The following is a 24947-nucleotide window of genomic DNA, read 5'->3' as shown; positions in this document are numbered from 1 at the left end:
TTAATAACTATAAATATAATGAGATAAATCATCAGTTAAGTACATACTGAGCATTCAACTAAAAGGAGGACTTACCATGTTAGAATTCAACTCCCTGCTGGCCTTACTCAAACGTCATTGGCGCCTGATCAGCATCACCACCATCATCGCACTGAGTTTATCGATCCTGCTCACTTTCTTTATCGCTAAACCTAAATACGATAGTACTGTCGATGTTTTAACAACAGACGTTTCCACAACAAATGAACCCAATCCAAGCATAGCACTACCAAGCATTATCAACAACTTACCCCGGAAGAAAGAGGTGAAATTGAAGCGTACTTGAATGCTGGGAAATCTCAGGCTGATATTGCGCGCCTGACCAATCGCAGTCGCAGCACGATCTCGCGTGAAATTAAGCGTGGCACCATTCGACAACGTAATTCTGACTATCTCTTTTTCACCAAATACTTTGCGGACACGAGCCAGCTTATTCATGATAAAGCGCGTCAGAACTGCCGTTTTGGCGGACTAGAAAAGGTCTGCTGGCTGTTCTTTAAGATGCTTAAAACAGCGCTTAAGCGGCGACCACGGATTGATAGTGTTGATGGTTTCGTGCACGCCTTTAAGCAGACTCATCCTGACCAGCCGTGCCCTTCAACGCCGACCGTTTATCGGTATATTGATCAAGGCCGCTTAGACATTAAGAATATCGACCTGCCAGCCAAGCTGCGGCGCCATGTAAAGTCCAATCGTCACAACCACTCGCGTAAAAATAAGCGTCTGGCTGGTACTTCGATTGATGAACGACCAGACACTATTAATAACCGTGAACCCTTTGGTGATTGGGAAGGTGACCTGGTTAAAGGCAAGCGTCAAGCTAGTGAACCAGCACTGATGACCCTGACCGAACGGCGAATCCGCTATGAGATCATCGTCAAGATTCCCAACTACCACGCAGACACCTGCTTAAAAGAGCTTCAAGCCGCCATTGACCAGCATCCTGGCTACTTTAAGACCATCACTTTCGATAACGGCTCTGAGTTCAAACTGTTGGACCAGGTTCAAGGAGCTCAGATCTACTTTGCGCACCCGTACTCGCCTTGGGAACGTGGCAGTAATGAGAACCAGAACGGCCTGATCCGAGAGTACATCCCTAAAGGCCTATCACTGCATGGCTTCTCTGAAGATGATATCGCAAAGGTTCAAGATACGCTGAATCAAAAACATCGCAGGACACTCGGCTACGCTAACGCCGCCGAGCTTATTGAGGCCGCGCTAGCAAGCTAGCTCACGGTCTGGCTCCATGGTGTTGCGCTTGAGTTGACATTCCGGGTAATTTTTTGTTTGGTTTCTGGCCCAAAGAATTGGACCACGACGGCGGCGATCAAGGCCAACGCCGCAATGAAATAAAAAATCAGGTTAGGACTGACCCGGCTGATGGCCCACGCCGCTAGATATGGCGTCAGCACGGTCAGTAATTTGGCGACGCCGTTAGCGTAGCCTGTACCGCGGAAACGGAAATACGTCGGAAAAAGTTCGGACATGTAGACACCGACCACCGCGGCCATCAAAACGTAAAAGCCGGTGGTCAACAGGAAGCCGACGATCAAAACGCCAGTGGTAGCATCCTGGTGCGCGTACAATAATCCTAAAAAGGCGGTGATCACAAACGTTGGTGCGATCACTTTCTTACGGCCAATCCGATCGACTAAGGCGGCGCCAATAATCGCGCCAACGGGAGCGCCGATCATCATGATCGTGGAAAAGCCTAAGGAATGGACCACATTGATCCCCCGCTTCACCAACAAAGTCGGTACCCACGACGTGAAGGTGTACTGGCAAAGCATCACCGCGGAAACGGCCACGATCGCCACGAACAAACCGCGGCCGATGTTAGTTTCCACTTTAGCCGTTGGTGCCACCTGATTTTCGCGTTGGTAGCTACCATTTTTTTCTAATTCCGTGATGATCGCTTCGGCTTCGGCACAGCGATCACGCGCCAGTAACCACCGTGGTGATTCTGGAAAATGGCGCCGCGCCACCCATAAGATCAAGGCCAAAATACCGATCAAAATAAACATTGACCGCCACCCTAAGTTTGGGATCATAATGGTAGCGATCAGCAAGGTCACCGGTGCGCCTAAATTAGCGACTACCGCCGTGATCCCACTCCAGCGGCCACGGGTTTTGACCGGCGCAAATTCATTGATCAACGCATAGCCCGTCACGATCTCCGCCCCTAAACCAATGGCGGCGCAAAAACGGGCGGCGATCAACAGCTGGATCGTCGGGGCAAAAGCGCCGAGGATCGTGAACACACCGAAGATCAATAAATTAGTTTGGTAAGCCCGTTTACGGCCAAAGAAATCACCGATAAAGCCAGCCGCGATCGAGCCTACAAATAGGCCAAGAAAGCCGGCGGATAGAAAAAGCGATCCCTGAAATAAAGTGGCAAAATGCGTTTGGATCAAGGTACTGTTGATCGCGCTGGCCATATAAACATCGCCGGCATCGAGGATCATCCCCGCCGCGATCATTGCGAATACGCGGTAAAATAAGGGCGTTTCGCGCGTTAAATCTAAACGTTGTTTTAAACTAGCTGTTTGTTCCATCTGTAATTGCCTCCTAATTTTTTAACTTGACCTTGGTAGCGACGCGGCTCACGCCACTAATTGTGCTCGGACTGCTGGTAAAATGACCTGCTTGATTGGGGGCAGTGATTCAGGCTGCCCCAGACATCCTCAACTCCTTACTTTTCCTTCGGTAATAAAAAAGCGCCCTCTAAGAGTATTACTCTTAAAGGGCGCAAACGCGCGGTACCACCTTCATTTATTCTGTCCAAAAACAGAATCTTAACGGACCAACATCCGTTGACGCAATAATGGGCGTACCCAATGACCACTCAGCGCAGCCACCACTCAAAGGCTAGTTTCGATCTAACTTAATTACCACGTCACATCCACCCGTGGCTCGCTTAAAATTAAAATAAATCTACTTTTCTTATCGAAGTTTTAATCTGTTTTTCATTTGTCTATCATAATACCTGCTTTTTAAAAATTGTCAAGTCGCAAAAACCACTTTTAGACCTGAAATGACGCTTAGCCTAAATAATAAGGCGTTTACTACATCGCTGAATGACGTAGATGATCAATCCCGATGCGAATAATTTTATCTAATTCGGTGACCACTAAGGTGACAAAACCGGCAGCAATGGCGATCCCCCATTGTGTCCAGCTCATATTACCGGTTTTAAAAACGCCTTGCATAAACGGAAGGTAAACCAGTAATAGCTGTAAGGCCATCAATAACCCGATCGTGCCAAAAGCCATGGGATTACTCCAGAAATGGCGGGAAAAGGCTAAATGCGGGGTGCGGATGTTGAACAAATAGAACACCTTACCTAACACAATAATATTGACCGTGATCGTACTGGCGATCACGTGGGAAACACCGCTGGCAGTTAACCAATCAAAGGCCCACAAGCCCATTGCGGCGATCAATACTGATACATAAACCATTTGGAACACATCGTGTTTGTTCAGTAGCGCCGTACCCGTTTTCCGCGGTGGCCGCTGCATAATACCTTGTTCTTCTGGCTCAAAAATAAACGCAAACTGGATCGTGATCGCCGAAACCATGTTGATCCATAACAACTGGGTGGGCACTAACGGTAAAGCCTGCTGCATTAAAATACTAAAAGCAACGATCAAGCCTTCCGCAAAGCTAGTTGGCAACAAGAACGCGATCGTCTTCTTGATATTGGCATACAGACGGCGTCCTTCCCGAATCGCTTTGGTCATCGTCGTGAAATTATCATCGACTAAGATCATATCAGCGGCGTCCTTAGCCACATCGGTTCCTTTGATTCCCATGGCCACGCCAATGTCCGCCTTCTTCAAGGCCGGCGCGTCATTGACCCCATCGCCGGTCATGGCGGTCACTTTACCGGTTTGCTGGTACGCGGCGATGATCGCCAGTTTATTGCTGGGTGTCGTCCGGGCAAAAACATCATACCGATTAATGTTCGCGCGTAACGTTTCCGATGACATTTGGTCTAATTCAGCGCCGGTGATCGACTGAATATCTTCCGCCAAACCAAGTTGGCGGCCGATCGCAGCCGCTGTATCTGGATGGTCCCCGGTGATCATCTTTACCTTGACCCCTGCAGTCCGCATTTCTTTTAAGGCGGCAATTACTTCTTCCCGGGGTGGATCAATGATCCCCACGATTCCAAGAAAATCGATCCCCTGCTGTAAAACGGCGTGGGTCACTTCATTGACGTCGGCGCTCACTAGTTTATGGCCGACAGCCACCACCCGCTTGCCTTGCTGGGTCAAAGTTTTGATCACGGCATCCCAGTGAGCTCGCTCAAACGTCGGATCCGCAGCAGCGGCCATTGCGTATAACTTGTCCGGTGCGCCTTTGATGAAAATCTCGTGTTGTCCGTCCGCATGTTCGGCCAGCCGCGCAATATACCGATAATCGGAATCAAAGGGGATCCGATCTAACTCGGTGACCGCAGGCGCCGCCGCACCTAATCCTTTATGATAAAGGGTCAAAAAGGCGCCGTCCGTTGGCTCACCATTGATCACCCAGTGGTCAGCCTCCTGTTGTAAGATCGTGTCGTTGGCCTCAAAACCAGCGGTTAGAAGCTGCGTCAACGTGGTATCAGTGCGTACCGCAACGGGCTGCTGAGCTAGCGTGATCTGCCCGGTTGGTGCATAACCAGTGCCGGTAACTTGATAATGATGCTCACGGGTAATAATATCCTGAGCCGTCATCTCATTTTTAGTCAACGTGCCCGTTTTATCCGTGGCGATCACGTCAACGGCCCCTAAAGTCTCCACTGCCGGCAGTGTTTTAACAATGGCGTTGTGTTTGGCCATTTTATTAACGCCCATGGCCAAGATCACTGAAGTTGATGCCGGCAATCCTTCTGGTAAGGAACCGACCACCATGGTGACCACGGCTAAAGCCAAAGTCGGCAATGCATAAAGGTGGATCCACCATCCAAAGGCAAATAACGCCAAAGCGATCCCGATAATGAAATAGGAAATCCACTTACCTAAACCATCTAATTCTTTCATTAACGGGGTTTTAGCCGCCTTCACATTGCTAACATCCGTGGCGATCTGCCCTAATTCAGTATCGTGACCAGTGGCCACGACGATCCCGGTGGCGCTACCGTTGGTCACCGCCGTACTTGCATAGGCCATATTTTTGCGCTCGGCCAACGGCGTCAGCGGATCAGTTAACGGCGCAAAATCTTTCAGTACAGAATCGGCTTCACCGGTCAGGGCCGCCTCTTGGATCCGTAAATTATCCGCATCTAAAAGCCGCATATCCGCGGGTACATTGTCACCAGCCTCTAAATAAACGATGTCCCCGATCACCAATTGGCGGGCAGGAATATCAGTGCGCTGACCGGCACGGATCACCGTTGCCTCCGTGGATAGTAGCGACTTGATTTTATCCAGCGCGTTGCTGGCATTGACTTCTTGAAAATAACCAATCAGTGCATTGATGATCACGACCAAGCCAATAACGATCGAATCCGAATAATGCTGGAGCAGCAAGGTCAACGCCGCGGCAAATAGCAAAATATAGATGATCACGTTATTAAATTGACGCAAAAACATCACCCATTTAGGCGTGACTTGCGCCATTAATTCGTTGGGGCCGTGCTGATTCAGGCGCTGCGTCGCAGTTTGCGGACTGAGCCCGCGCTCCAAGTCGCTGTGCAAGGTCGTTAGCACCTGCCCTTCGGCTTGCGTGAATAACGGCGCCGGTCCAGGCTTCGCATCAGGTGGCACAATTGGTTGTTTTTCCATGAAATACATCATCCTCCGTCTCTTTAGTCCTATTAGTATAGCATAGGCCCAAATGTTAACAAAAGAATTATTACCTATATCTTATGCAAAACCGTATTTTTCAGTCTTGATATTGCGCAGTGATTTGGGCTAAGTAAGCCTTAAAATGAGTGCGAAAAGCAGTGCCCGCAATTATTTTCACTTGCGCGCCTAAGGATAAAATGAAACGGTACGCGGCCTCATTGTCCGGCAACGCCAGCGTCACCTCAAAATAACCAGCCACCGCTTGCTTGATGCCGGCACTGCCATAACGTTCAGTGATTACAGCACGCACTTGATTGGCGGCCTGCAACGTGATCGGCGTTAAGGTCAATACTTCTGGCGGGCGCCGGCCTAACGCCAACTGCTTGATCGGCAGTGGGCGCGGCGTGAAATGGGCCGCCTGAACCGTCACTAGCTGCATCCGTGCTAACCGAAAAGTGCGAAAGGCCTGGCGTTCATAGCTAAAAGCCTGCAAGTACCACCGATCACCATTATAAACCAAGCGATAAGGCTCGACTTGGCGCTGACTGAGTTGCCCGCCACGATCGCTATATTGAAAAGTCACCACCTGCTTGCTTTTGATCGCTTGGGCAAATTGTTGCGCCAACGCCTTGATCTCGGCGGCCCCTTGCCAGTTCACATCTTCGATCAACAAATCAGCTGCCGCCTCATCACCTGCCGCCATCGACCGTAACTTCTGCAAAGTCGCCGTCAACGCCGGTGTTTCGATCAACGCCTGGACGCTAGCCAATGCGGTCAACAAATTACGCACATCGCTGGCCGTTAAAAAATTCTGGGCCATTTTGTAATTCGGCAACAACCCGATCCCCCCGTTGCGGCCTTGCAAAGTATAGATCGGCAACCCCGCTAAACTTAACGTTTCCACATCCCGATACACCGTCCGCTCGGTCACCGCAAATAAAGCCGCCAGCTCCCGGGCCGCCACCAAATCGCGGCGCAACAAAACCAATACCAAATTGATCAACCGTTCGATCCGCATTTTTTCAACTCATTTCTTAAAACATGACAGCTTATTGTCAGGTATTATTTGTTATTCTTACTGTACACAAAGAAAGAAGGAACAACAATGACCACAACCTATAAAATCCAACAATACCCGGAACTCACATTAACTGGCTATGCCACCAAGCTACCGTTACCCACAATGACGAACATCGCCGCCGTTTCCGCGCAAAAGGAACAGCACTTTGTCAGCCTCGTCAAAAACAATCAATTTCCACCACTGATGGCCGCCAGTCGCGACAAGTTGGGCTACGCTTTAAGCACCACCGCAGCGGACCATTTAGAATACTTTGCCGGTGCTAACACCACCGCCACGGCCACCACAGCCCAGACCCGCACCTTGCCGGCCGGCGATTATATTGTCCTACAGGCGCAAGGTGGCCCTGACCGCGCCTTATTTGACCGTTTGATCGGCGACTTTTTCGGTACGATCTTACCGGCTGAACCGCAACTGTACACTAAGGACAGCTTTGTCGTCGAAGTTCTGCTTAACGGCAATCCCCATGATGCTGCAGTTGAGCTCCGGATCCCACTGAGCAAATAACCGGGGAATCACGCCTAAGTCAGGCAACTCAGGGCCGGCCCGTTGGACTAACAAATTTAACCAGCGGCCATTTATAAAAACAACTTTGCCTAAACTCAGCGTAACAGGTTCGCTCCACAAACAAAAGGGGAACACACAAAGTTTGTTTAAAAAAATAGCGCCTTTTTTGCGAAGGTGCTGAAAATAATTTAGCTTTTTTGCCGATCATAAATAGCGGCATGGTCAATCAAACAAGATTGATCACACCGCTATTTTTAGTGTCTAACCGTTATTTTGCTGCTGGATCCTGGAAGATTAGGTCCGTTAAGGTTGCTGCATCTAACCCGACGATCGGCGTCTGCGCCAACTGCTGGGCCAGCAGCGGCTGCAAGGCGGCCCGGGTAAACTTGGCGCCGATCACCGCCCGGGCGAAGACAGCGGGATCAAGCGCGCTGAAAAAGTCGCCGGACAATTCCAGCGCCGTTACCCGCTGCTCGGCCAAACTATAGGCTACTTGGATCAAGCCAGCGCCGGTAATGTAGCGCTTATGCGTGTACTGAAAAGCGCCGCGCTGCCGGTAGATCTTTGCTGGTGCAGCAAAACGTTGCGCCGCCAGCACGGCGATCTGCGCTTCATCAGCGGCAGTCAACTGGTAAGTGTGTGCGTGGGTGGCCGCCAGCACCGCCGCCGTCAAGCGCTGGCGAAACTCAGTTGCCGTCCAAGTCGGTTGCTGGGCCTGTAAATTAGTTGTGCGCTGGCGCACCGACTGCACCCCTTTGGCTTGAAGCTTCAAGGGATCCACCTGCAAAACCGCCGCCAATACCGCCAAGTCTGACGCAAATAGCAGGCTGCCGTGATGCAGTTTGTACCCCGGCGTGACGTACTGCGCGCTGCCAGAAACCTTGGCGCCAGCCACCACTAGATCGTTGCGACTGTCAGTGGTAGCCGCAATGCCGATCTGATTCAGCGCCGCGGTGATCAGCTCAAGCCCGCTGCTAAAATCAATCGTGGCGTTGGTCGTCGGTGTGATCAAGGTAAATTGACACCCCCCTTGATCAGTATAGATCGTCCCCCCACCGGAATAGCGCCGCACCACCGTTAATTGCTGAGCTTTCACCGCGTCTAAATTCAGTTGGTCAAAAGCGTTTTGGTATTTGCCTAACATCACCGTTGGCGTCGTCGTCCACAATAAGAAAACAGGTTCGGTGAACTTTTTCACGGTCATTAAATAATATTCCAAGCCAAAATTATGGTAGACATCTAATGAAGTAACTGGAATATAAATCATTTACCCATAACCGCTTCCAGCTCTTCCTTTGCCTTATACGAGCTGCGGACAAGTGGTGAGCTGGCCACAAATTTGAAGCCGCGTTTAACGGCTTCCTTGTAGTACGTTTGGTAACGCGCCATTGGTACCCATTCCCGGAGCTGATAGTGTTTTGGACTAGGTTGAACGTACTGACCAATGGTTAAAAAGTCAACGTCGATGGCCCGCAGATCATCCATTAATTGATAAACTTCGGCATCAGTTTCGCCTAAGCCTAACATGATCCCGGTTTTGACGTACATATTCTGCGGCGCGTGTTCCTTGGCGTAACGTAAAACAGCTAACGATGTCTCGTAAGTGGCGCGATTGCGCACGTGGGGCGTGATTGAACGCACGGTTTCCATATTGTGATTAAACACATCTGGCCCGGCGGCTAAAACCGCGTCGATGCAGTCCGTGCGCCCTTGAAAATCGGGGGTCAACACTTCGATGGTCGTCTTAGGGGTTAACCGCCGTAGCGCTTTGATCGTCGCCACAAACTGCCCGGCGCCAAGATCCGGTAGATCATCACGATCGGTACTGGTGACCACCACGTGGCTTAAGCCTAAGCGCTTCGTTGCTTCGGCCACCCGGGCTGGCTCCAACAGATCAACTGGTGCCGGATGACCATGGGGCACATCACAGAAACGGCACGCCCGGGTACAATTCGGGCCTAAAATCATAAACGCCGCTGAGCCACTACCGAAACACTCCCCTAAATTAGGGCAGTTAGCCTCCGCACAAACCGTGTTCAACTTCAAACCCGCCAACAAATCATCCATGTGATCGACTTTTTTCTGATCATAAGTAACTTTCAACCATTGCGGTTTACTTGTCACATGCGTTTTTTCCATCATAATAATGCCAGCTTTCTATCGCAAATCTAAGCTGCACTTGCAGCTAGCAGCCTAGTATTTTCCAACGAATTTAGCGTAACCGTATCTAAAAAAGCACTGGCGCTAAACCACGCCTGTGTTGCTTAAACCACTACCCAAGACGCTGTCGCTGTGCTAAGCGACCTTGATCGTAGCAACCAAATCGCCGACTTTGACCGTGTCGCCTTCTGCCACCTTTTGCGCCTGCAAAGTGCCTTTTTCCTGACTTTCTACCTGACTGACAACTTTGTCCGTTTCCACTTCAAATAAAATATCGCCAACTTCGACGCTGTCGCCTGGTTCCTTTTGCCATTCGCCGAAGAAATATTCATCAGATTTAGGACTTAACTTAGGCATATGCACTTCTTTGATCATCCTGATCAGCTCCTTAAAAAAGAATTAATCCGCTTACATTATATCACTGAAAAGCGCCGACAAACGGCGTTTTCTAGCGCTTTTGTAAATTGTTACCGCCACCACTTTTTTTGTGAAATTCAGCTCAAAAGCAAAGCTACTGGTTAGGCGTTTTCCTGGCTTGGTGGCCGCTAGTTTGTGCGGAAATAAAAAAGCCGCACCCGCTAAAATTAAGGGATAACCCTTAACGTTTAGAAGTGAAGTTGCGGCCAAAAATAAAAAGCTGCCACCTGAGTTAGGTCACAGCCTTGTACTGATTAAAATAAACGGTGCTTATTCTTGAGCGGCAATACTTTCAGCCTTTGTTTTCGTATCGCTAACGTCCTGTTGTGCTTGAAGCAGATCTTTTTGATCCTGCGTTAATTGACTTGTTTTGCTAGCTTTTTCAGTGGCTAATTGTTGTTGTAAGTCCGTAACCTTACTATTTAAGCTATCAATCGTTTGGTTAGCGGTATCCACTTCTTTTTGCTTGCTGTCCACTTCGGCCTGTTTAGCATCGACTTCTTTTTGTTTAGCGTCCACAGCATTATTGCCGTCAGTGATTTTCTGTTGGATCTCAGCAATTTTTTGCTGGATCTGCGTATTTAAATTCGCGGTATCCGTGGTATACTTATTCTGCAGATCCGTTAATTGCTGTTGTAAAGTTGTGACCTGCTGCTTGCTAGTCGCCAGATCGGTTTGCGCGCTAGTCAAGGCCGTCTTAGTTGTGGCCAAATCAGTTTGGGTCTGGGCGAGGTCACTTTTAGCAGTGGCCAACGCCTGATTTTTGGTTTGTAATTTCGTGTTGATCTTGTCCAAAGCGGCATTGATGGCAACAACATCAGCGTGACCTGACCAATAGTTGTCGGCCAAAGATTTGGCGCCAAAACCCGCGAAAATTAAAGTGACTGCAGCTGCTACACCTATCGTTACTTTTACTAATTTACGTTTCATTGCTTGCTCAATCCCCTTATGTTGAATTACGGCTGAAAAATTGCCGCGAGATTAAGTGTAGCACTTACTAAAAATCAGCGCAAACGTATTTTACTATAAAATCCATAATGAAAAGGTTATCGTAAATTCGGGCGGTGGATAAAAAATATGAAAACGCCTTGATCGCTGTTGTTACCGCAACTTAATATTTTATAAATTTATTTTAGGTTAGCGCTTACAAATGACGATGTTTTGCCGTGTTGACCCATAAAAAGGTGCCATCAGTCGGCCAACGCCAATCTTCCCCAAAACCGATAATCGGCAAGCTTCAGCGTTAGTTTATCCAGAACCACTCTAATTTGTTGCCGCAATGCGGGTGACCAGTGTACGATAGGTTTAAATAACCGCTGGCGGACACTGAAAACGGAGGTAAGCTGATGAAAGTAATCATTATTGGTGGCGTAGCTGGTGGGCCTTCACTGGCCACCCGTTTGCGCCGCTTAGACGAAACGGTGGAGATCTTGTTGCTGGAGCGCGGCGCCCATATTTCCTACGCTAGCTGCGCGTTACCCTATTATTTAGGTGATGTGGTCACCGATTTTGACCGCTTGATCGAGCGGACACCGGCGCTTATGCAGGAAAAAAACAACATTGAAGTCCGCGTCCAGCACGAAATGACGGCTATTGACGCCACCACCAAAACGATCACCGTCACTGATCTGACCACCCAAACTACCTATCAAGAACAGTACGATGTTTTAGTTTTAGCCACTGGGTCCCGCGCCGTTTTACCGGCGATCAAGGGCTTGGCTGCGGCCACCAATTGCTTCACCTTGCGCAACCTGGAGGACGCGGCAACAATCAAGCAGTTTTTAGTTCAGCAACAGCCGCAAACGGCAACCGTAGTCGGCGCCGGTGTGGCCGGCCTGGAGATCGCTGAAAACTTGCACGCCCGTGGCATTGCGGTCACCGTGGTCGATCAACTGCCGACGGTGGCCGCTCCTTATGATGCTGAGCTCGCCGCGCTGATCGCCGAAGAACTGACAAGTTACGGGATCACGTTGCAGTTAGGCCAAACGATCACTGCGATTGAGGCCGCTGGTCGGCAACTTTTACTGGCCAACGGGACACGTTTGGACACTGAACTGGTGATTTTTGCCACCGGTGTGCGCCCTAACAGTGAGGTCGCGGCCGCTGCGGGCATCAAATTAGCCGCCGACCACCACATTATCGTCGATGAAAAGTTGGCCACCAATCTGCCCGCTATTTACGCCATTGGTGACGTGATCGAAACTAAAAGTTACATCACCGGCTTGGCCACGCCGAGCATGCTGTCCAGCGCAGCCAACCGCCAAGGCCATTTATTAGCCGACATTCTCAGCGGCAAAGCACTAACCTATCCGGGCTTCATCGGTAGCGGCGTGGCTAAGATCTTCAATCTGACCGCCAGCTTTGTCGGTTACACCGAACAAGCGCTGCAAGCCGCCGGCATCACTAATTACCAGACGATTTTCATTACCCCCTTTGACCACGCCGCGTTTTATCCAGGTGCCCAGCGGCTGAATTTGAAGTTGTTATTTGACGATCAAAGCGGGAAACTGCTTGGGGGCCAAGCGGTGGGCCTGCGCGGTGTGGACAAACGAATCGGTGAACTTTCGGTAGCGATCAGCGGCCGCTTGACTGTGTTCGACCTGCCAGCCCTTGAGCTACCTTATTCGCCGCCTTATTCCACCACCCGCGATCCGTTGAATACCGCCGGCTACGTGGCGATCAATCAGCTCCAGCGCGCTGTGGTCACCGTTGACCTAGCCGCTATTCCGGTGGCTGAACGTAAAACCGCCTACTTCCTCGATATTAGCGAAGCCGGCCAACCAGCTAGCGGCAGCGTCCTGGCAACACACCACATTCCCCTAAGCGCGCTGCGAGCGCGCTTAAACGAATTGCCCACTGAGCAACCAATTTACATCACCTTCCGCAAAGGCGCAGGCCCCTACAACGCCGCGCGGCTTTTAGCCGGCAACGGCTTTAACGTTCAAGTACTTGCGGAATAAAACTAAAAACGGCCAGTTAAGCGAATAAGCCGCTTAATTGGCCGTTTTTTATGCTGGTGATTTTAATTTTGCGGCTCGTTTTGCTTAATGGGCCTTGGCCGCGGTAGTGAATTATGCTAACCGGCTACCACGGCTAAAGTCACCACTAAGCGTTGTTTAAATCAGCGTTCGTCCTTTTTCCAGAAATCGGTGATCGCGCCTTTAGCTGAGCTGGACACTAAGTGAGCGTATTTGCCCAATACCCCACGCGTATATAATGGTGGGATCGTGGTTTCGGCCTTGCGCTTTGCCAATTCAGCGGCGGAAACATCCATTGTGATCTCTTTGGTGTCCTGATCAATGGTGATGATGTCGCCGGTGTGCAAGTAAGCGATATTGCCGCCATCTTGCGCTTCTGGAGCAATATGGCCGACAACAAAGCCGTGGGTCCCGCCAGAGAAACGACCATCCGTCAATAAGGCAACCGATTCACCTTGGCCTTTACCGACTAAAATGCCGGACAAGGACAACATTTCCGGCATCCCCGGGCCGCCTTTTGGCCCTTGGAACCGAATCACGATCACGTCGTTAGGAACGACTTCATCGGCTAACACCGCCGCTACCGCATCTTCTTCGTTATTGAAGACTTTGGCTGGACCAACATGGCGCCGTGATTTAACGCCGGAAACTTTGGCTACAGCCCCTTCAGTCGCTAAATTACCGTGCAAGATCAACAGTGGACCGTCTGGACGCTTGGGATGTTCCAATGGCATGATGACCTTCTGCCCCGGTTTTAGATCTGACACCGTGGCCAAGTTTTCCGCCACTGTTTTACCAGTGACCGTCAAACAATCGCCGTGCAGGTAGCCATTTTGTAACAAATACTTCATGACCCCTTCAACGCCGCCAGCCTCATAAAGATCCTGGAAAACGTACTGCCCGCTAGGCTTCAAGTCAGCGATATGCGGTACCTTTTCCTGGAATTTATTAAAATCATCAATCGTCAAGTCAACGTTAGCGGCATGCGCGATCGCCAATAAATGCAGCACGGAGTTGGTCGAGCCGCCTAAGGCCATAACCACCGTCAACGCATTTTCGAACGCGTCCCGGGTCATGATATCCTTCGGGTAGATGCCCTTGGCTAACAAGTTTAGTACCGCCTTACCGGCTGCTTCAACATCTTGCTTCTTCACTTCAAACGTTGCTGGATGGGAAGCGGAGCCCGGCAAACTCATGCCCATGGCTTCGATCGCCGACGCCATGGTGTTAGCCGTGTACATCCCACCACAGCCACCAGGGCCAGGGCACGCGTTACATTCGATCGCGCGCACTTCTTCCGTGGTCATGTCCTTATGGTTCCAATGACCGACCGCTTCAAAAACAGAAACCAGATCAATATCCTGACCATTTAATTTACCAGGTGAGATCGTGCCGCCGTAAACGAAGATCGCCGGAACTTCCGTATTGGCGATGGCGATCATACTACCAGGCATGTTCTTGTCACAACCACCAATGGCGACAAATGCGTCACAGTTGTGGCCACTGATCGCCGTTTCCACAGAATCCGCGATCACATCCCGGGAAGGCAACGAAAAGCGCATCCCCGGCGTGCCCATGGAGATCCCATCGGACACCGTGATCGTACCGAATTGTACCGGCCAGCCGCCAGCCGCGGTGACCCCTTTTTTCGCCAACTTACCTAATTCTTCCAAATGTAAATTACACGGTGTGTTCTCCGCCCAAGCGCTGATCACACCGACGATCGGCTTCTCAAAATCCGCATCCTGCATCCCCGTCGCCCGCATTAAAGCGCGGTTCGGCGAGCGCACCATACCATCATAAACGTGACTTCTGATCCGCAAATTCTGCTTCGATTGCTCGTCAGTCATATAAAAAGCTCCCTTCAAAGCTGTATTTACTACTTTGGTAAACATTTTACATCTGCGCTCATCATATTCCAATACAAATATCAGATTATTAGGGAATTTACTTAGATAAAAATTAAAAATAGCTTAAAAAAGGCCTGATTTCATGTAAAAATACACATACACTAACGTTACGTTTGCCTGCGCCTAGCCAAAATTAAAATCACCAGCATCAGGCCTGGTCAGCGGCTTCAAACCCGTGACTGAAAGGATTGAGTTATATGCGTACAGATATTACAATTAATGATCGCGCCGCCGCTATCGGCGATAAAATAATTGCTAAATTGGAAAAGGTTTACGATACAGAAATTGGCTTAGATATTTATAATCTAGGTTTAATCTACGCAATTGATTTAGACGCTAATGGCGCCATCAAAATCGTCACCACCTTTACCGAAATGGTTTGTGGCTGTATCGAATCGATCCCCGTCGGCATCAAAGAAGAACTCAGTCAATTAGACGAGATCAACCAAGTGGACGTGGAGATCGCCTGGGCACCGCGCTGGAAAATGGATCGCATCAGCCGCTTAGGCCGTATTGCGCTAGGTATCAGCGCACATTAATAATACTTAAGCGCGCTTGAACTGAAGTCGTTCAAGTGCGCTTTTTTGATCGCTTCCATGAAAAAAAGCCGCCCCACTGACCACCAGCGTAACGACTCGCTTCATTTAAAAGGCATTATTTAAATACTGATAAGTTTGAAATAAAATATCATCGTGCTGCTGGGCAAATTGTAGCTGCTCACTGGTTTCAGTGACGGCAGCTTGTTGCGCCAACTGCGCCCCTGCTTCCTGAGTCAATTTCTGTTGCTCGTAAACAAAGTCATACTCGACTAAGCCAGCCCAGAAACTGATCTGGAAGCCGTATTGAAAACCGAAAAAGTAAATCGCCAACAGATCCTCGGGGTTCAACGTAGCCGCAGGTGCCGCCTGCACCTGCTCCCAGCTAAGCGTCGTATTGGCCCGCATGATCTGCCCGGTGATCCGATTTTCCATAATCTTAAAATCTTGCGCCTGCGTGTCCGCTAATTTATCGGTCAAAGTTTTGTAGACTTGTTGAGTTCGTTCCTTAGAGATCTGTTCAAAATTAGGCACCTTTTCCGGCAACTTGGCCATTGTGATCCCAGTTGCGGCGCTTAAATACCGCAAAAAAGCCCCGCCGATACCAGCACTCATGCCGGCTTGATAAATCGGCTGCAACTTAGCCAGCCAGTCATCAACTGGCTGCTTAACCAATTTGCTAATTTTGTGATCTAAAACCTGCGTAATGTTGCCTAAATCGTCTGCCATAACCGCTCCTCCAATGTTTGGTCTGTATCCGCTTACTGTTCTAGTATAACATTGAAGCAGAGCGGAGGAAAATTATCTCCACACTTAACCAACTCATGTTATACCAGCAGCATCAAGCCGTTATAAACATTGATCAAAATAACGAGTAGCAGCATCCCTTGAAAGACTAACGTCACTTTTTTAGCCGGTAAAATATGGCTAAAAATCGAGCCTAGGTACCCGCCGATCAGCGCGGCCGGAATAATGAACCAAAGGAGCTCAAAGAAGTAATTAGTGAAGCAGGCGGTTATGAATATCAAAATGGGCAAGATTCAGTATTTAATGATAATGACGCCTCACGATCAATTCTTGAGCAGACCTTTGATCGTTTCGGTTACGGCGGACAGACAGCGGATAATAAACAAGTTGCTTTTGTAAATCTTCGTGAAATTAGGGGAATTAGATTCGGAACAAAGGGACCGCAAATTTACCATGATTTATTTTACGGTGTAGATTTAGAGATTATAGCTTTTGGAGCCTTTTCACTTAAAATAGTAGACCCAGTAAAGTTTATTCGTGAATTTGTTCCAGTAAATACCAGTTCCTATTCTTTCGACGATAAAGCGGCGCGTAGCCAACTATTATCTGAATTTCTTCAATCATTTACTGTAGCGTTAAATACATTATCAGATAAGTATCGTATTTCCCAACTTCCTGCTAAGTCCAATGATATTGTAGCCAAAATGATCGAAAATAATTCATATGTTAAAAACTGGAAAAATAGATTCGGCTTAGTACTTATAGCTGTTGGTGTGGAGAATATTGAATTTTCAGCAGAATCAAAACTACTTGTTAACCAGTATTCTACTAATAAAATGAATATCAATGCATATGCTGATGTTTCTCAAAAAACTGCAAATATCGCAGCACAACAAAAAATTGCTCAGGGAATTCAATCTAATGGTTTAGGGGATAGCGCCGGAATGTTATTCGGTATGAATATGGCCCAAAATATGGGTACCAATGCTGAGTCTAAGCCAACCATGTCGATTGACGAGCAAATCAATACGGTAACTAAGTTAAAACAATTACTCGATGCCGGTATTCTTTCACAAAATGAATTTGATCAAAAAAAGAAGGAAATAATGGGATTATAATATTTTTTAGAGGTAAACTTTATGCATAATTTTAAATGCAAAAACTGTGGTGCCAGTGATTTTTCAAAAATAGCTGGCAATTTGGTCTGCAATTATTGTGACTCAACCTTTATTCCAGAAAAACAAGAAAAACAAACAACTATTTCTCTTGATAGCGATATCGAAAACTTACTGCGTAAAATTGAAACTGATCCAGCTAATGCAAGTCTGTATGCAAACCTTATCTTGGATATTGATCCAATGAACCAAGAAATTCTAAAATACCTATAATTTTAAAATTGACCTTCATTCAGGAGAACATAAATATGAAAATAAAAGATATTGCACGTAATTATAATTTGCCAGTAAACCAATTAAGCGTTTTTCTCAAAAATAGCGATAAATATAGAACGACTACATCTGCCTTCGGTGGACTATTAGTCGAAGATTCAGTCGTACCAGAAATTATCGCTGATTTTCAAGCAGAAGTAAAAAAGCAAGTACAGACACAAGAAGAACGTCAACGTACTGCTGCATTGGCAGAACTAGAACGGATACAGACCGTTAAGCAGGCTGCCGATAATAAAAAAAGGGCCTTAGCTGGAATGCTAATTACTTCAGGATTTAACTTTGATGGCTATACAGTTGTAAAATATTCTGGCTATATTTCTGGTGATGATGCTGTACAAATTGATCGGGGTCGTGAAGGTATCTTTCACAGTGCAACTAATGTTGGCGATGCATTAATGGGCAGCTTAACTGCTATTCGGCGAAATGCCCTTGCTGAGCTAAAGGAGCAAGCATTTGCGCTTGGCTGTAATGCTATAATTGGAGTTGACTTTGATTATCTAACCCTTGATCCTGAAACGGTTAATTCAAACGGTGGAACTTTATACATGCCTTATGTATTTGGTGTCACCGCCAATGGCAATGCAGTAATAATTGAAAAGAATAAACAATACTAATTTAGATTTAATTAGTTCTATACTTTTTCCTGTTGCTAGTTTACAAAGCGGTAAACTATTAACAGGCTTTTTTGCGCAAAAAAAGAGCTCACAGCTCCCATCCAAAAAATCCACCCACAACAGTATCATTTAAAAGGATATGAGAAAACCGTGAACCCTACAGACTATCATATAAAATTTGCGCTCAATATCAAAGACCCAAACGTTATTTTTTCGCTTATCGCTACAAAAAAAAACAGATAAAGCAAAGTCCATTGCGCCACGATCAAAACGCTGTTAAGTATTAGCCGCAAATACGGTTTTGATCAAGTGGTCACGTTAGTAATACACCACCACGCAAAAAGCGCCGGCTACCGCCAAGCGCTTGCACATGTGTCCAAACACCACTCACACCAATTTTTCCGCCCCTAATAACCGCAAAATGCCCGCGGCACTGCTACGATTCTGGCATAGAAACTGCAGAAATTGGAGAAATTCAGCGGCATCGGCCTTTTTGTATAAAAATTCACCTAAACGATACAGCTCATCTTCCAATTGTAACGGTCGATCCAAAAAATCATGCTTGGCCAATTCTGGAACTAATGGTACGCCTAAATCAGTCATTAAGTCGCCTCCTATAGTTGTAGTTCACAGTCCAACAGCTGCTCTAATTCGCGCTGCCATTTATGCGCCGCTAGCAGCACCACACAATCATTAGTGCGCATATTGCGGATCACCACGGCGCTGTCGGTACGGTCCAACTGGCGCACCAACTGGTTCAAATGGGTTTTCGCCGTGCTAACCGGTAATGTTTCCACCATCCAATCACCTCCTTAATATCCGTATCTAGCGCTAACCGTCGCGCCATAACCGTAAATTAGCCTTAATGTCTGAGCTCCGGCGGGACCACGTCGGCTTGCATTTTCACCGCGCCGTCGCCTGCTGGGATCAGCGTATCCAGCACCAACTGTGGGGTGAAGCGCATTTGTGCCGGGGTGAACGTGAATGCTAACTCAGCTAAACAACCGGAACGGTTTTTGCGGAAAATCAAATTCAAATGGCGCACTTGCTTGCGTTCTTCTTCGGCACTAACTGGATAGAGAAAACTGACGGTGTTGGAATCCTGCTCGATACTGCCTGAATCCCGTAGATCGGCTAATTGTGGTGTGCGCTCGCCGCGCTTTTCCAGCTCCCGGTTCAACTGTGAAAATAAAATCAGCGGGATGTTAAGCTCGTTGGTCAGTAATTTTAGCTCGCGGGTGATGGTTTCGATCTCCTGCCGCCGATCATGGCGGGCCGCCACGCGATCCAAACTAATGATCTGTAAATAGTCGATCACTGCTAGATACGTTCCTGGCGCGGCCTTGGCGGCACGGGCGCGGATCACTTTAATGATCTGCGGCAGCACTAACAGCTTATCGTGGAGCAGTAACCGCTGTTGGTCGAGCTGGGCCACGCCGGCCCGCACCAACTGTTTCTCGGCGGCGCTCATGCCGTATGGATTAGTGAATTTGCCGGCGGTCACCCCGGTTTCACAAGCCACGATCCGCTGATAGTTAGCGCTGGCGGTCATTTCCAGTGAAAATAGGTCCACCGTCAAATTCGTGTTTAATTTCAAAGCCTGCTCGATCAAATTCAGGGCAAAAGCTGATTTACCAACGCCGGGGCGGGCGCCGATGGTCCACAATACGCCGCCGCGCAGGCCACCGTTAAACATTGAATCCACGTTGGTAAATGTTTTAATGCCCACCGGTTGCGGCTCATCCAAGGCCGCCAGCAGCGCGGCACCGTGCTCGCGGATCGGCTGCGTGGGCGTTGGCGGCGCGTTAAGTGCCGTTAACTGGCGGCTGTGCGCCTGAAGCGCCGCTAAATTTTCGGCACTTGGCGTGGCAACATAGGCCTGAGCCGCCAATTGCGTGACGCCCTGTTGGTACCAAAAATGTGCTGCCTGCACACTGTCTTCAAAAACCGGCAACGCATCAAACGGCTGCTCAAATTGCTGCCACTCCACCGCCTCAAAGGCCAACGGATAGGCCGCTTGAAACCGCCGCTGCAGTTCAACAAAATTCCGGTAAGGCCCCGGATCATTGATCAAAAAAGTGACCAACTCGCGACAGCTTTTACCATCAAACCATTCCGGAGCAATGGCGGTGGTTTTGATCGCCGCCGGATGATGTAACAAATAATGCACCACATTAGTGTCCAAGCTCACGACCGATCGCCTCCACTTCTGCTCGGGTTACCGTCACCTTTTCGTCGGCCGCCCGCCACAAAATCGTTTCAATATCACCACAACTCATTTCAAACAGATCCCGCAAATACTGGTGCCGCGTCGGTCCCGCCGCTGGCCGCGCAGTTGGTTCCGGCGGCGCCTCCAACAAATACTGCGTAAACTTCGGCCCGAACAACGTCTGCGGCCGCACAAACTTCCAAAAATCACCGCCATACCAATCCTTACACTTCCAATCGATCACCCACTTGATCTGTTTGACGGTCACCTTTTGGGCAAATAAATTCGCCAATAATTGCTGCGTTGGCGGCTCGTTGCTAAATTGCTTACCCGACTGCTGCTGCAGATAAGCCAAAATTTTGCCGGTGGTCGCCACTAATTTGGTGCGTTGTTCAGGGGTGTATTGCTGCAACGGCGTTGGTGGCGTGGCGTTAGCCGTGGCCGGCGTGTCAAACTTAAATAGACCGTGATAATTCGGCGCGCAGTCGGTCAACGCATACCGTTCCCAGTGACTGATCTGGTAGTGACCGTCTGCCTGACGTTGTAGCAAGTCAGCCTGAAGCAGCAGCTGCAATAACTCCGCCGCATACGCACCCCGCGTCAAATTAACCAGCCCCGCCAGCGCGTGCTTAGTCAACGGCGCAGCAGTGGGATCCGTGACGTAACCATCATGGCCGGTACGTCCCGCGGCACAAGCCAGGCGCAACCACAACAACTGTGCGGTACGGACTTGCTGATCATTTTTAGCCAACTGAGTGAGTTTAATAAATTCTGGTAATTCAAATAAATTGGTGGGGATTTTAAGTAAGGTTTTCATTCACGACGCCTCCAAATGTTCTAGTCACTTATATATACGTTTGAGCAACCGCTTTTGTCCCGCTTTTTTTGCAAAAAAAATAAAGTTAAGCCATAAACGCTGATTTAACGGCGTTGGCTTAACTTTATTTTTTCAGTATAACTGGTCACAACTTGTGGCGGTGCTCAGCCGATTTGGATCTGAGGGCCAACCTAACTGATCTAACATCCAACGTGTTGGACTTAAGATCCAAGAGATGTTGATTTAACATCACCGGCATTAGCACTGAGCTCAGCAGCACATGATCTAACGTCCGGTAGGTTGGATCTGAAAGCCAACGATATTTGATCTCATGTCCAACCTGCTGGATCTGCAAGCTAACACCATTTGATCTGAAAGCCAATCTGTTAGATCTGAAAACCAACGACATCTGATCTCACGTCCAATACGCTAGGATCTGAAAACCACTGCACTTGATCTAACATCAACCTATTAGACCCGAAAACTACCGGCACTTGATCTCAGATCCAACCTTGCTGGATCTGAAAGCCAATACCATTTGATTTGACAGCCAACCTGTTGGCTCCGAAAACCACTGCACTTGATCTGACGTCACTGATAGCGGCGTTCAAAACAACACGGTTTGCACTAACTGCACCTGCAGTAGATCTGCGCACCAATAATCTACTGCTCATCAGTTCGCGCCTGCAGCTTTAACTCCCGCGGCGCGCGGACGTGATAATCGGCCACCTGCTGCGCTTCCCGCACCGACATTTCATAGCCATCCACTAACTGACAAAGATCATCGTCGTGACAGGCAAAAATAAATTGGCGCAGTTGCTTGGCCTGTACCAACGGAAAATCCGTCGGCGCCAGCGCAGGCAAATTAACTGGTAAAACCAAGTGGCAGCTACTTGCCGGCAACATTTCCTGAAATCCCTGCTGCACTAAGCGCTGGAACGCACTTAAAAATTCCCGCACCAACGCTAACTGGGTGGTCAAACGCGGCGCGCTTAACGCCACATGCACCACAACTTTTGGCTGCTGTTGATCACGACTAAATGTGACCAGCGTCCCGCCAGCAACTGCGCGCATACTAGAATACCAGCGACTACCCACCCAGGATACCTGTTGCCGCTTAGGACTTGCATCCGGCACAAAAGAATTTTCACCGTGAAAATACGGATAGTTCTGTAACCCTAATTTCCAGGCCATCCACCGCGATAACCGGCACGTCACCGTATTACTTTTACTGTAAGCCGTCATCAAAGCCAACGTGGTCTGCGTGCACAGAACCAGCTGCCCCGACACATCGATCACCGCCGTGCGGTAAGTTTGCCCAGCAATTTCCCTGGCGCTAGGCAAATGCCCAACAAAAATCGTTGTCGCCTTGATCGCAAATTCCGAACATAATTCAGCTCCTTCCATATCAGCAGCAATCGCCGCCAAATCATAATAGAAACAATTCTTCGGTAACCCCTTTGGTCGTTGCTTCATTTGATCCCTCCAATTGATCGCTTAAACAGCGTCAATTATCAGTTTAGCATAAGCAAAAACTTATTGAATTGGGAACAGTTAACCATTTACTAAAAATTTCATTAACCCTGGATTAAAAAAGCTAAAGCAGTATTAAGAAAGCGCTTTCTAGAAAGCAATTCAATTTCGCAGCGTTGCATTTTGCCGAAAAGCGTTGTTTGTCAGTAAATGCGGCCTGCGCGTATGCTAATAGCGTCCTAGTCGACTAGGATCACTAACACGAAAAGGTTGTGATCCCATGACAAATCAATTGATCAACACCGCATTTACCGCCGCGCTACACGACAAAAAAATGATCGCCGGCGCCTTAAAACACTGCTACATTACTCGCGAACGCGCTGATTACGACGACTTTTTTCAAGAATGCCTGCTGGCCTACGTTGATGCCTATTGCCAGTACGCCGCAATGTCGGCGCCGCAGATCAGCCGCAATAACTACTTGTACACCAAATTATGCCAACATATCTATGATTATTGGCGCAAAAACCAATGCTATAACAAATATTTTAGCCACCAATGTAAAGCCGAACCTTACGCTGATGCCGATCTAACCAACTACCTAGCCGTTCAAGAACTGATCACCCATTTGACCAGCCAAGAAAATCAACTATTCGATCATCTCTACCTCCAAAGTGACTCCGTGCCCGAAACTTGTCGCCAGCTAAAAATCAGTCACAGCGCACTTTACCGTCGCCGCAAAAAATTATTGGCCAAAATCGCCAACTTTTTTTAAAAACAGCGGGACAAATCGGCACGCTCAAACGTATATATAAGTGAAGGGTAAAATTGCGGCCGCATTTATCACCTTCAAAAAGTTAGCCGTACCAGCAATCTATCCTAAACTTGATGAGGAGGTCATCACATGGCTTGGAAAAAAACTAACTTGGAAATCAAAACGATCGGTGACAACATTGATGGCGAAGCAACCCACCGCTTCACCAACATCGCCAAAGACGTCACCATTGAACAATTCGACAAGTTCGGCCAAACAATCGCCACCCTAGCCGACGAAGGTTACAGCGCCTGCATCACCGTCACCTACGATCGCAAAGATTACGAAGGCTAGAGTGCGGCAATTAGGCGTTTAGGCTCTGAGCATCAGCATAGCTAGACGATAAGATTTACGCAGTAAATCGTTCGCCTAGCGTAGCTGAGCGGAGGAGCCTGCCTAATTGGCCACATTGTAACTAGCTTAGAATGACTAAGCGTAGTTCTGCTAAACACAAAAGCCTTATCCCCTTCCTAAAAAAATTGCCGCCAGTCCAACCTGCTGGTGGCAAATGATCGGCCTAACCGCTGATCTGACCACGACTACCACATAAATCTGCTACAGAGAGGAGCTTTCCCATGAAACAACTTGATATGGAATTTAAAAGCGAAAATGGCAAAACCAAGCACATGCGGCTGAATTACGCTGCACAAAGTTTGGATGAGACCACGGTGAAAACCGCCATGGCCACCATCGCGGAACTAAAAATGTTCCAAGTCGAAGCCGTTAATCCGTACGCGTTGCCTGTTAAGGCGCAATACGTTGAACGAACAGTCACCCCAATTTTCGGCGGTGAAGAAGCAGCTGAGGAAACTGCTGAGTAAAATTATGCCCGCCTAAAACGCCACACTTTTTTGAGTGTGGTGTTTTTTTGTTACACGTGTAACTACTAAAATAATTCGTAATATTATCGATTGCACGTTGACGTAACAATCCGATTATTTCCTGACTAACGTGCCCGCTAGGCAAAACATTGCACCTGCACTGTGATAATACCGCCATGTTTCGGATCATGGCCCCCCTCGTTCCTCACCCGCATGTGGCTCTGCGTCAATAAAAATAAATATCTCCTTACTTGACTACCATTCAACATGCTCCTCTGGCAACGAGTTAATCTCACCTAAGTCACCAACTTCATCAATCAGCCGATCAAAGTCCACATTAGCAAATTCACCATTAAACCACGGGTTATTACTTTTGTCCCGCCGATACAGTAACATGGTACCATCATCACTGGCCTGCAAGGAAAATTTCTCTCCAGCAGCAACATTTAGGCTTTGGGGAATGGTCACAACCAGCGAGTTACCGACTTTACGGGTAATAAAATTGGATGTAAGCTGATTCCTGAGACAACTTTTAAGAGAGGGTATAATGAATAAATCATCTCTCAAAAGGAAGGAATTTTTACATGCCAACTCGTTACGAC

Annotated in this window: 26 protein-coding genes, 1 pseudogene and 1 other annotated feature; of the genes and pseudogenes, 11 read left to right on the top strand and 16 right to left on the bottom strand. The window is 48.3% G+C overall.

The genetic code is table 11. From position 1 onward, the window contains the following. Positions 1–76: 76 nt before the first annotated feature. Together FFM78_RS11300 and FFM78_RS11295 are read left to right on the top strand one after the other, a co-directional pair. Entirely contained in the window at positions 77–325 is a 249-nt protein-coding gene (locus FFM78_RS11300) for a Wzz/FepE/Etk N-terminal domain-containing protein (protein WP_137638527.1), read from the top strand. Continuing rightward, a pseudogene (locus tag FFM78_RS11295) lies at positions 247–1269 on the top strand (IS30 family transposase); the annotation flags it as partial. The gene FFM78_RS11300 and the pseudogene FFM78_RS11295, both read left to right, overlap by 79 nt. Here the strand turns inward: FFM78_RS11295 and FFM78_RS11290 are convergent. From FFM78_RS11290 to FFM78_RS11280, 3 genes are all read right to left on the bottom strand, one after another. Then, positions 1266–2594: an MFS transporter gene (locus FFM78_RS11290; RefSeq protein WP_137638526.1), complete on the bottom strand. Its 1329-nt coding sequence runs from the start codon at positions 2592–2594 to the stop codon at positions 1266–1268. The pseudogene FFM78_RS11295 and the gene FFM78_RS11290 overlap by 4 nt on opposite strands. Before the next feature lie 184 nt (positions 2595–2778). Further along, positions 2779–2998, bottom strand: a binding site (T-box leader). Positions 2999–3104: 106 nt separating this feature from the next. After that, the gene (locus FFM78_RS11285) at positions 3105–5813 is read right to left on the bottom strand and encodes an HAD-IC family P-type ATPase (RefSeq protein ID WP_137638525.1); all 2709 of its coding nucleotides are present in this window, start codon (positions 5811–5813) and stop codon (positions 3105–3107) included. 100 nt (positions 5814–5913) lie between these two features. Further along, complete coding sequence (locus FFM78_RS11280) at positions 5914–6834, bottom strand: helix-turn-helix transcriptional regulator (RefSeq protein WP_137638524.1); 921 nt, start codon at positions 6832–6834, stop codon at positions 5914–5916. Between the two features lie 87 nt (positions 6835–6921). Between FFM78_RS11280 and FFM78_RS11275 the strand changes: the two genes are divergently transcribed. Beyond that, positions 6922–7401, top strand: a complete 480-nt coding sequence (locus FFM78_RS11275; protein ID WP_137638523.1) for a GyrI-like domain-containing protein — start codon at positions 6922–6924, stop codon at positions 7399–7401. 268 nt (positions 7402–7669) lie between these two features. Here FFM78_RS11275 and lplA read toward each other — a convergent pair whose 3' ends face one another. The 4 genes from lplA to FFM78_RS11255 form a co-directional block, all read right to left on the bottom strand. Continuing rightward, complete coding sequence (gene lplA, locus FFM78_RS11270; RefSeq protein ID WP_137638522.1) at positions 7670–8668, bottom strand: lipoate--protein ligase; 999 nt, start codon at positions 8666–8668, stop codon at positions 7670–7672. Continuing rightward, on the bottom strand, positions 8665–9543 hold the full coding sequence (lipA, locus tag FFM78_RS11265) for a lipoyl synthase (protein WP_171001891.1): 879 nt from the start codon (positions 9541–9543) through the stop codon (positions 8665–8667). The genes lplA and lipA overlap by 4 nt, the downstream gene beginning before the upstream one ends. A gap of 153 nt (positions 9544–9696) precedes the next feature. Continuing rightward, complete coding sequence (locus tag FFM78_RS11260; RefSeq protein ID WP_137638521.1) at positions 9697–9936, bottom strand: biotin/lipoyl-containing protein; 240 nt, start codon at positions 9934–9936, stop codon at positions 9697–9699. Positions 9937–10248: 312 nt separating this feature from the next. Next, positions 10249–10908 carry a hypothetical protein gene (locus FFM78_RS11255; protein ID WP_137638520.1) on the bottom strand — a complete coding sequence of 220 codons (660 nt, stop codon included), beginning with the start codon at positions 10906–10908 and terminating at the stop codon, positions 10249–10251. Between the two features lie 416 nt (positions 10909–11324). On the opposite strand from FFM78_RS11255, the gene FFM78_RS11250 reads away from it, so the two are divergent. Then, the gene (locus FFM78_RS11250) at positions 11325–12938 is read left to right on the top strand and encodes an FAD-dependent oxidoreductase (RefSeq protein WP_137638519.1); all 1614 of its coding nucleotides are present in this window, start codon (positions 11325–11327) and stop codon (positions 12936–12938) included. A gap of 161 nt (positions 12939–13099) precedes the next feature. On the opposite strand, the gene ilvD is transcribed toward FFM78_RS11250, so the two are convergent. Beyond that, entirely contained in the window at positions 13100–14806 is a 1707-nt protein-coding gene (gene ilvD, locus FFM78_RS11245; protein WP_137638518.1) for a dihydroxy-acid dehydratase, read from the bottom strand. 257 nt (positions 14807–15063) lie between these two features. On the opposite strand from ilvD, the gene FFM78_RS11240 reads away from it, so the two are divergent. After that, complete coding sequence (locus FFM78_RS11240) at positions 15064–15405, top strand: metal-sulfur cluster assembly factor (protein WP_137638517.1); 342 nt, start codon at positions 15064–15066, stop codon at positions 15403–15405. 105 nt (positions 15406–15510) lie between these two features. Here FFM78_RS11240 and FFM78_RS11235 read toward each other — a convergent pair whose 3' ends face one another. Together FFM78_RS11235 and FFM78_RS11230 are read right to left on the bottom strand one after the other, a co-directional pair. Continuing rightward, entirely contained in the window at positions 15511–16131 is a 621-nt protein-coding gene (locus tag FFM78_RS11235) for a hypothetical protein (protein WP_137638516.1), read from the bottom strand. A gap of 98 nt (positions 16132–16229) precedes the next feature. Continuing rightward, a complete protein-coding gene (locus FFM78_RS11230; protein ID WP_137638515.1) occupies positions 16230–16430 on the bottom strand; it encodes a hypothetical protein in 201 nt (66 codons plus the stop codon). Between FFM78_RS11230 and FFM78_RS11225 the strand changes: the two genes are divergently transcribed. Genes FFM78_RS11225 through FFM78_RS11215 form a run of 3 tightly spaced genes read left to right on the top strand, consistent with a single transcriptional unit; the run spans position 16401 to position 18211 of the window. Continuing rightward, positions 16401–17267 (top strand): SPFH domain-containing protein, encoded by an 867-nt coding sequence (locus FFM78_RS11225; RefSeq protein ID WP_137638514.1) that lies wholly within the window; start codon positions 16401–16403, stop codon positions 17265–17267. The two genes, FFM78_RS11230 and FFM78_RS11225, sit on opposite strands and share 30 nt — an antisense overlap. 21 nt (positions 17268–17288) lie before the next feature. Beyond that, positions 17289–17537 carry a TFIIB-type zinc finger domain-containing protein gene (locus FFM78_RS11220; RefSeq protein WP_137638513.1) on the top strand — a complete coding sequence of 83 codons (249 nt, stop codon included), beginning with the start codon at positions 17289–17291 and terminating at the stop codon, positions 17535–17537. A 35-nt stretch (positions 17538–17572) separates the two neighbouring features. After that, positions 17573–18211, top strand: coding sequence for a heavy metal-binding domain-containing protein (locus FFM78_RS11215; protein WP_137638512.1), 639 nt, complete (start codon positions 17573–17575; stop codon positions 18209–18211). A 387-nt stretch (positions 18212–18598) separates the two neighbouring features. Here the strand turns inward: FFM78_RS11215 and FFM78_RS11210 are convergent, their stop codons facing one another. The 5 genes from FFM78_RS11210 to FFM78_RS11190 all read right to left on the bottom strand — a co-directional run bounded on the left by FFM78_RS11210 (position 18599) and on the right by FFM78_RS11190 (position 22713). Then, positions 18599–18814 carry a hypothetical protein gene (locus FFM78_RS11210; RefSeq protein WP_137638511.1) on the bottom strand — a complete coding sequence of 72 codons (216 nt, stop codon included), beginning with the start codon at positions 18812–18814 and terminating at the stop codon, positions 18599–18601. Positions 18815–18825: 11 nt separating this feature from the next. Next, positions 18826–19011, bottom strand: coding sequence for a type II toxin-antitoxin system Phd/YefM family antitoxin (locus tag FFM78_RS11205; RefSeq protein ID WP_137638510.1), 186 nt, complete (start codon positions 19009–19011; stop codon positions 18826–18828). A 62-nt stretch (positions 19012–19073) separates the two neighbouring features. Next, positions 19074–20402 (bottom strand): DnaB-like helicase C-terminal domain-containing protein, encoded by a 1329-nt coding sequence (locus FFM78_RS11200; RefSeq protein ID WP_137638509.1) that lies wholly within the window; start codon positions 20400–20402, stop codon positions 19074–19076. Next, positions 20386–21237, bottom strand: a complete 852-nt coding sequence (locus FFM78_RS11195; RefSeq protein ID WP_137638508.1) for a conserved phage C-terminal domain-containing protein — start codon at positions 21235–21237, stop codon at positions 20386–20388. The genes FFM78_RS11200 and FFM78_RS11195 overlap by 17 nt, the downstream gene beginning before the upstream one ends. Before the next feature lie 663 nt (positions 21238–21900). Continuing rightward, complete coding sequence (locus FFM78_RS11190; protein ID WP_137638507.1) at positions 21901–22713, bottom strand: hypothetical protein; 813 nt, start codon at positions 22711–22713, stop codon at positions 21901–21903. A 277-nt stretch (positions 22714–22990) separates the two neighbouring features. Here FFM78_RS11190 and FFM78_RS11185 point away from each other — a divergent pair, with 277 nt between their 5' ends. From FFM78_RS11185 to FFM78_RS11175, 3 genes are all read left to right on the top strand, one after another. Continuing rightward, the gene (locus tag FFM78_RS11185) at positions 22991–23485 is read left to right on the top strand and encodes a sigma-70 family RNA polymerase sigma factor (RefSeq protein ID WP_137638506.1); all 495 of its coding nucleotides are present in this window, start codon (positions 22991–22993) and stop codon (positions 23483–23485) included. 129 nt (positions 23486–23614) lie between these two features. Then, positions 23615–23818, top strand: coding sequence for a DUF1659 domain-containing protein (locus tag FFM78_RS11180; protein WP_137638505.1), 204 nt, complete (start codon positions 23615–23617; stop codon positions 23816–23818). Between the two features lie 281 nt (positions 23819–24099). Then, entirely contained in the window at positions 24100–24345 is a 246-nt protein-coding gene (locus FFM78_RS11175) for a DUF2922 domain-containing protein (RefSeq protein WP_137638504.1), read from the top strand. A gap of 255 nt (positions 24346–24600) precedes the next feature. Here the strand turns inward: FFM78_RS11175 and FFM78_RS11170 are convergent. After that, the coding region (locus FFM78_RS11170) for an AbrB/MazE/SpoVT family DNA-binding domain-containing protein (RefSeq protein ID WP_223877060.1) at positions 24601–24947 on the bottom strand (347 nt) is incomplete at its 5' end.

It is taken from the genome of Loigolactobacillus binensis, from assembly GCF_005405165.1.
Lineage (GTDB): Bacteria > Bacillota > Bacilli > Lactobacillales > Lactobacillaceae > Loigolactobacillus > Loigolactobacillus binensis.
Note: the sequence above shows the minus strand (reverse complement) of the source record. Positions and strands in the feature narration are given on the sequence as shown.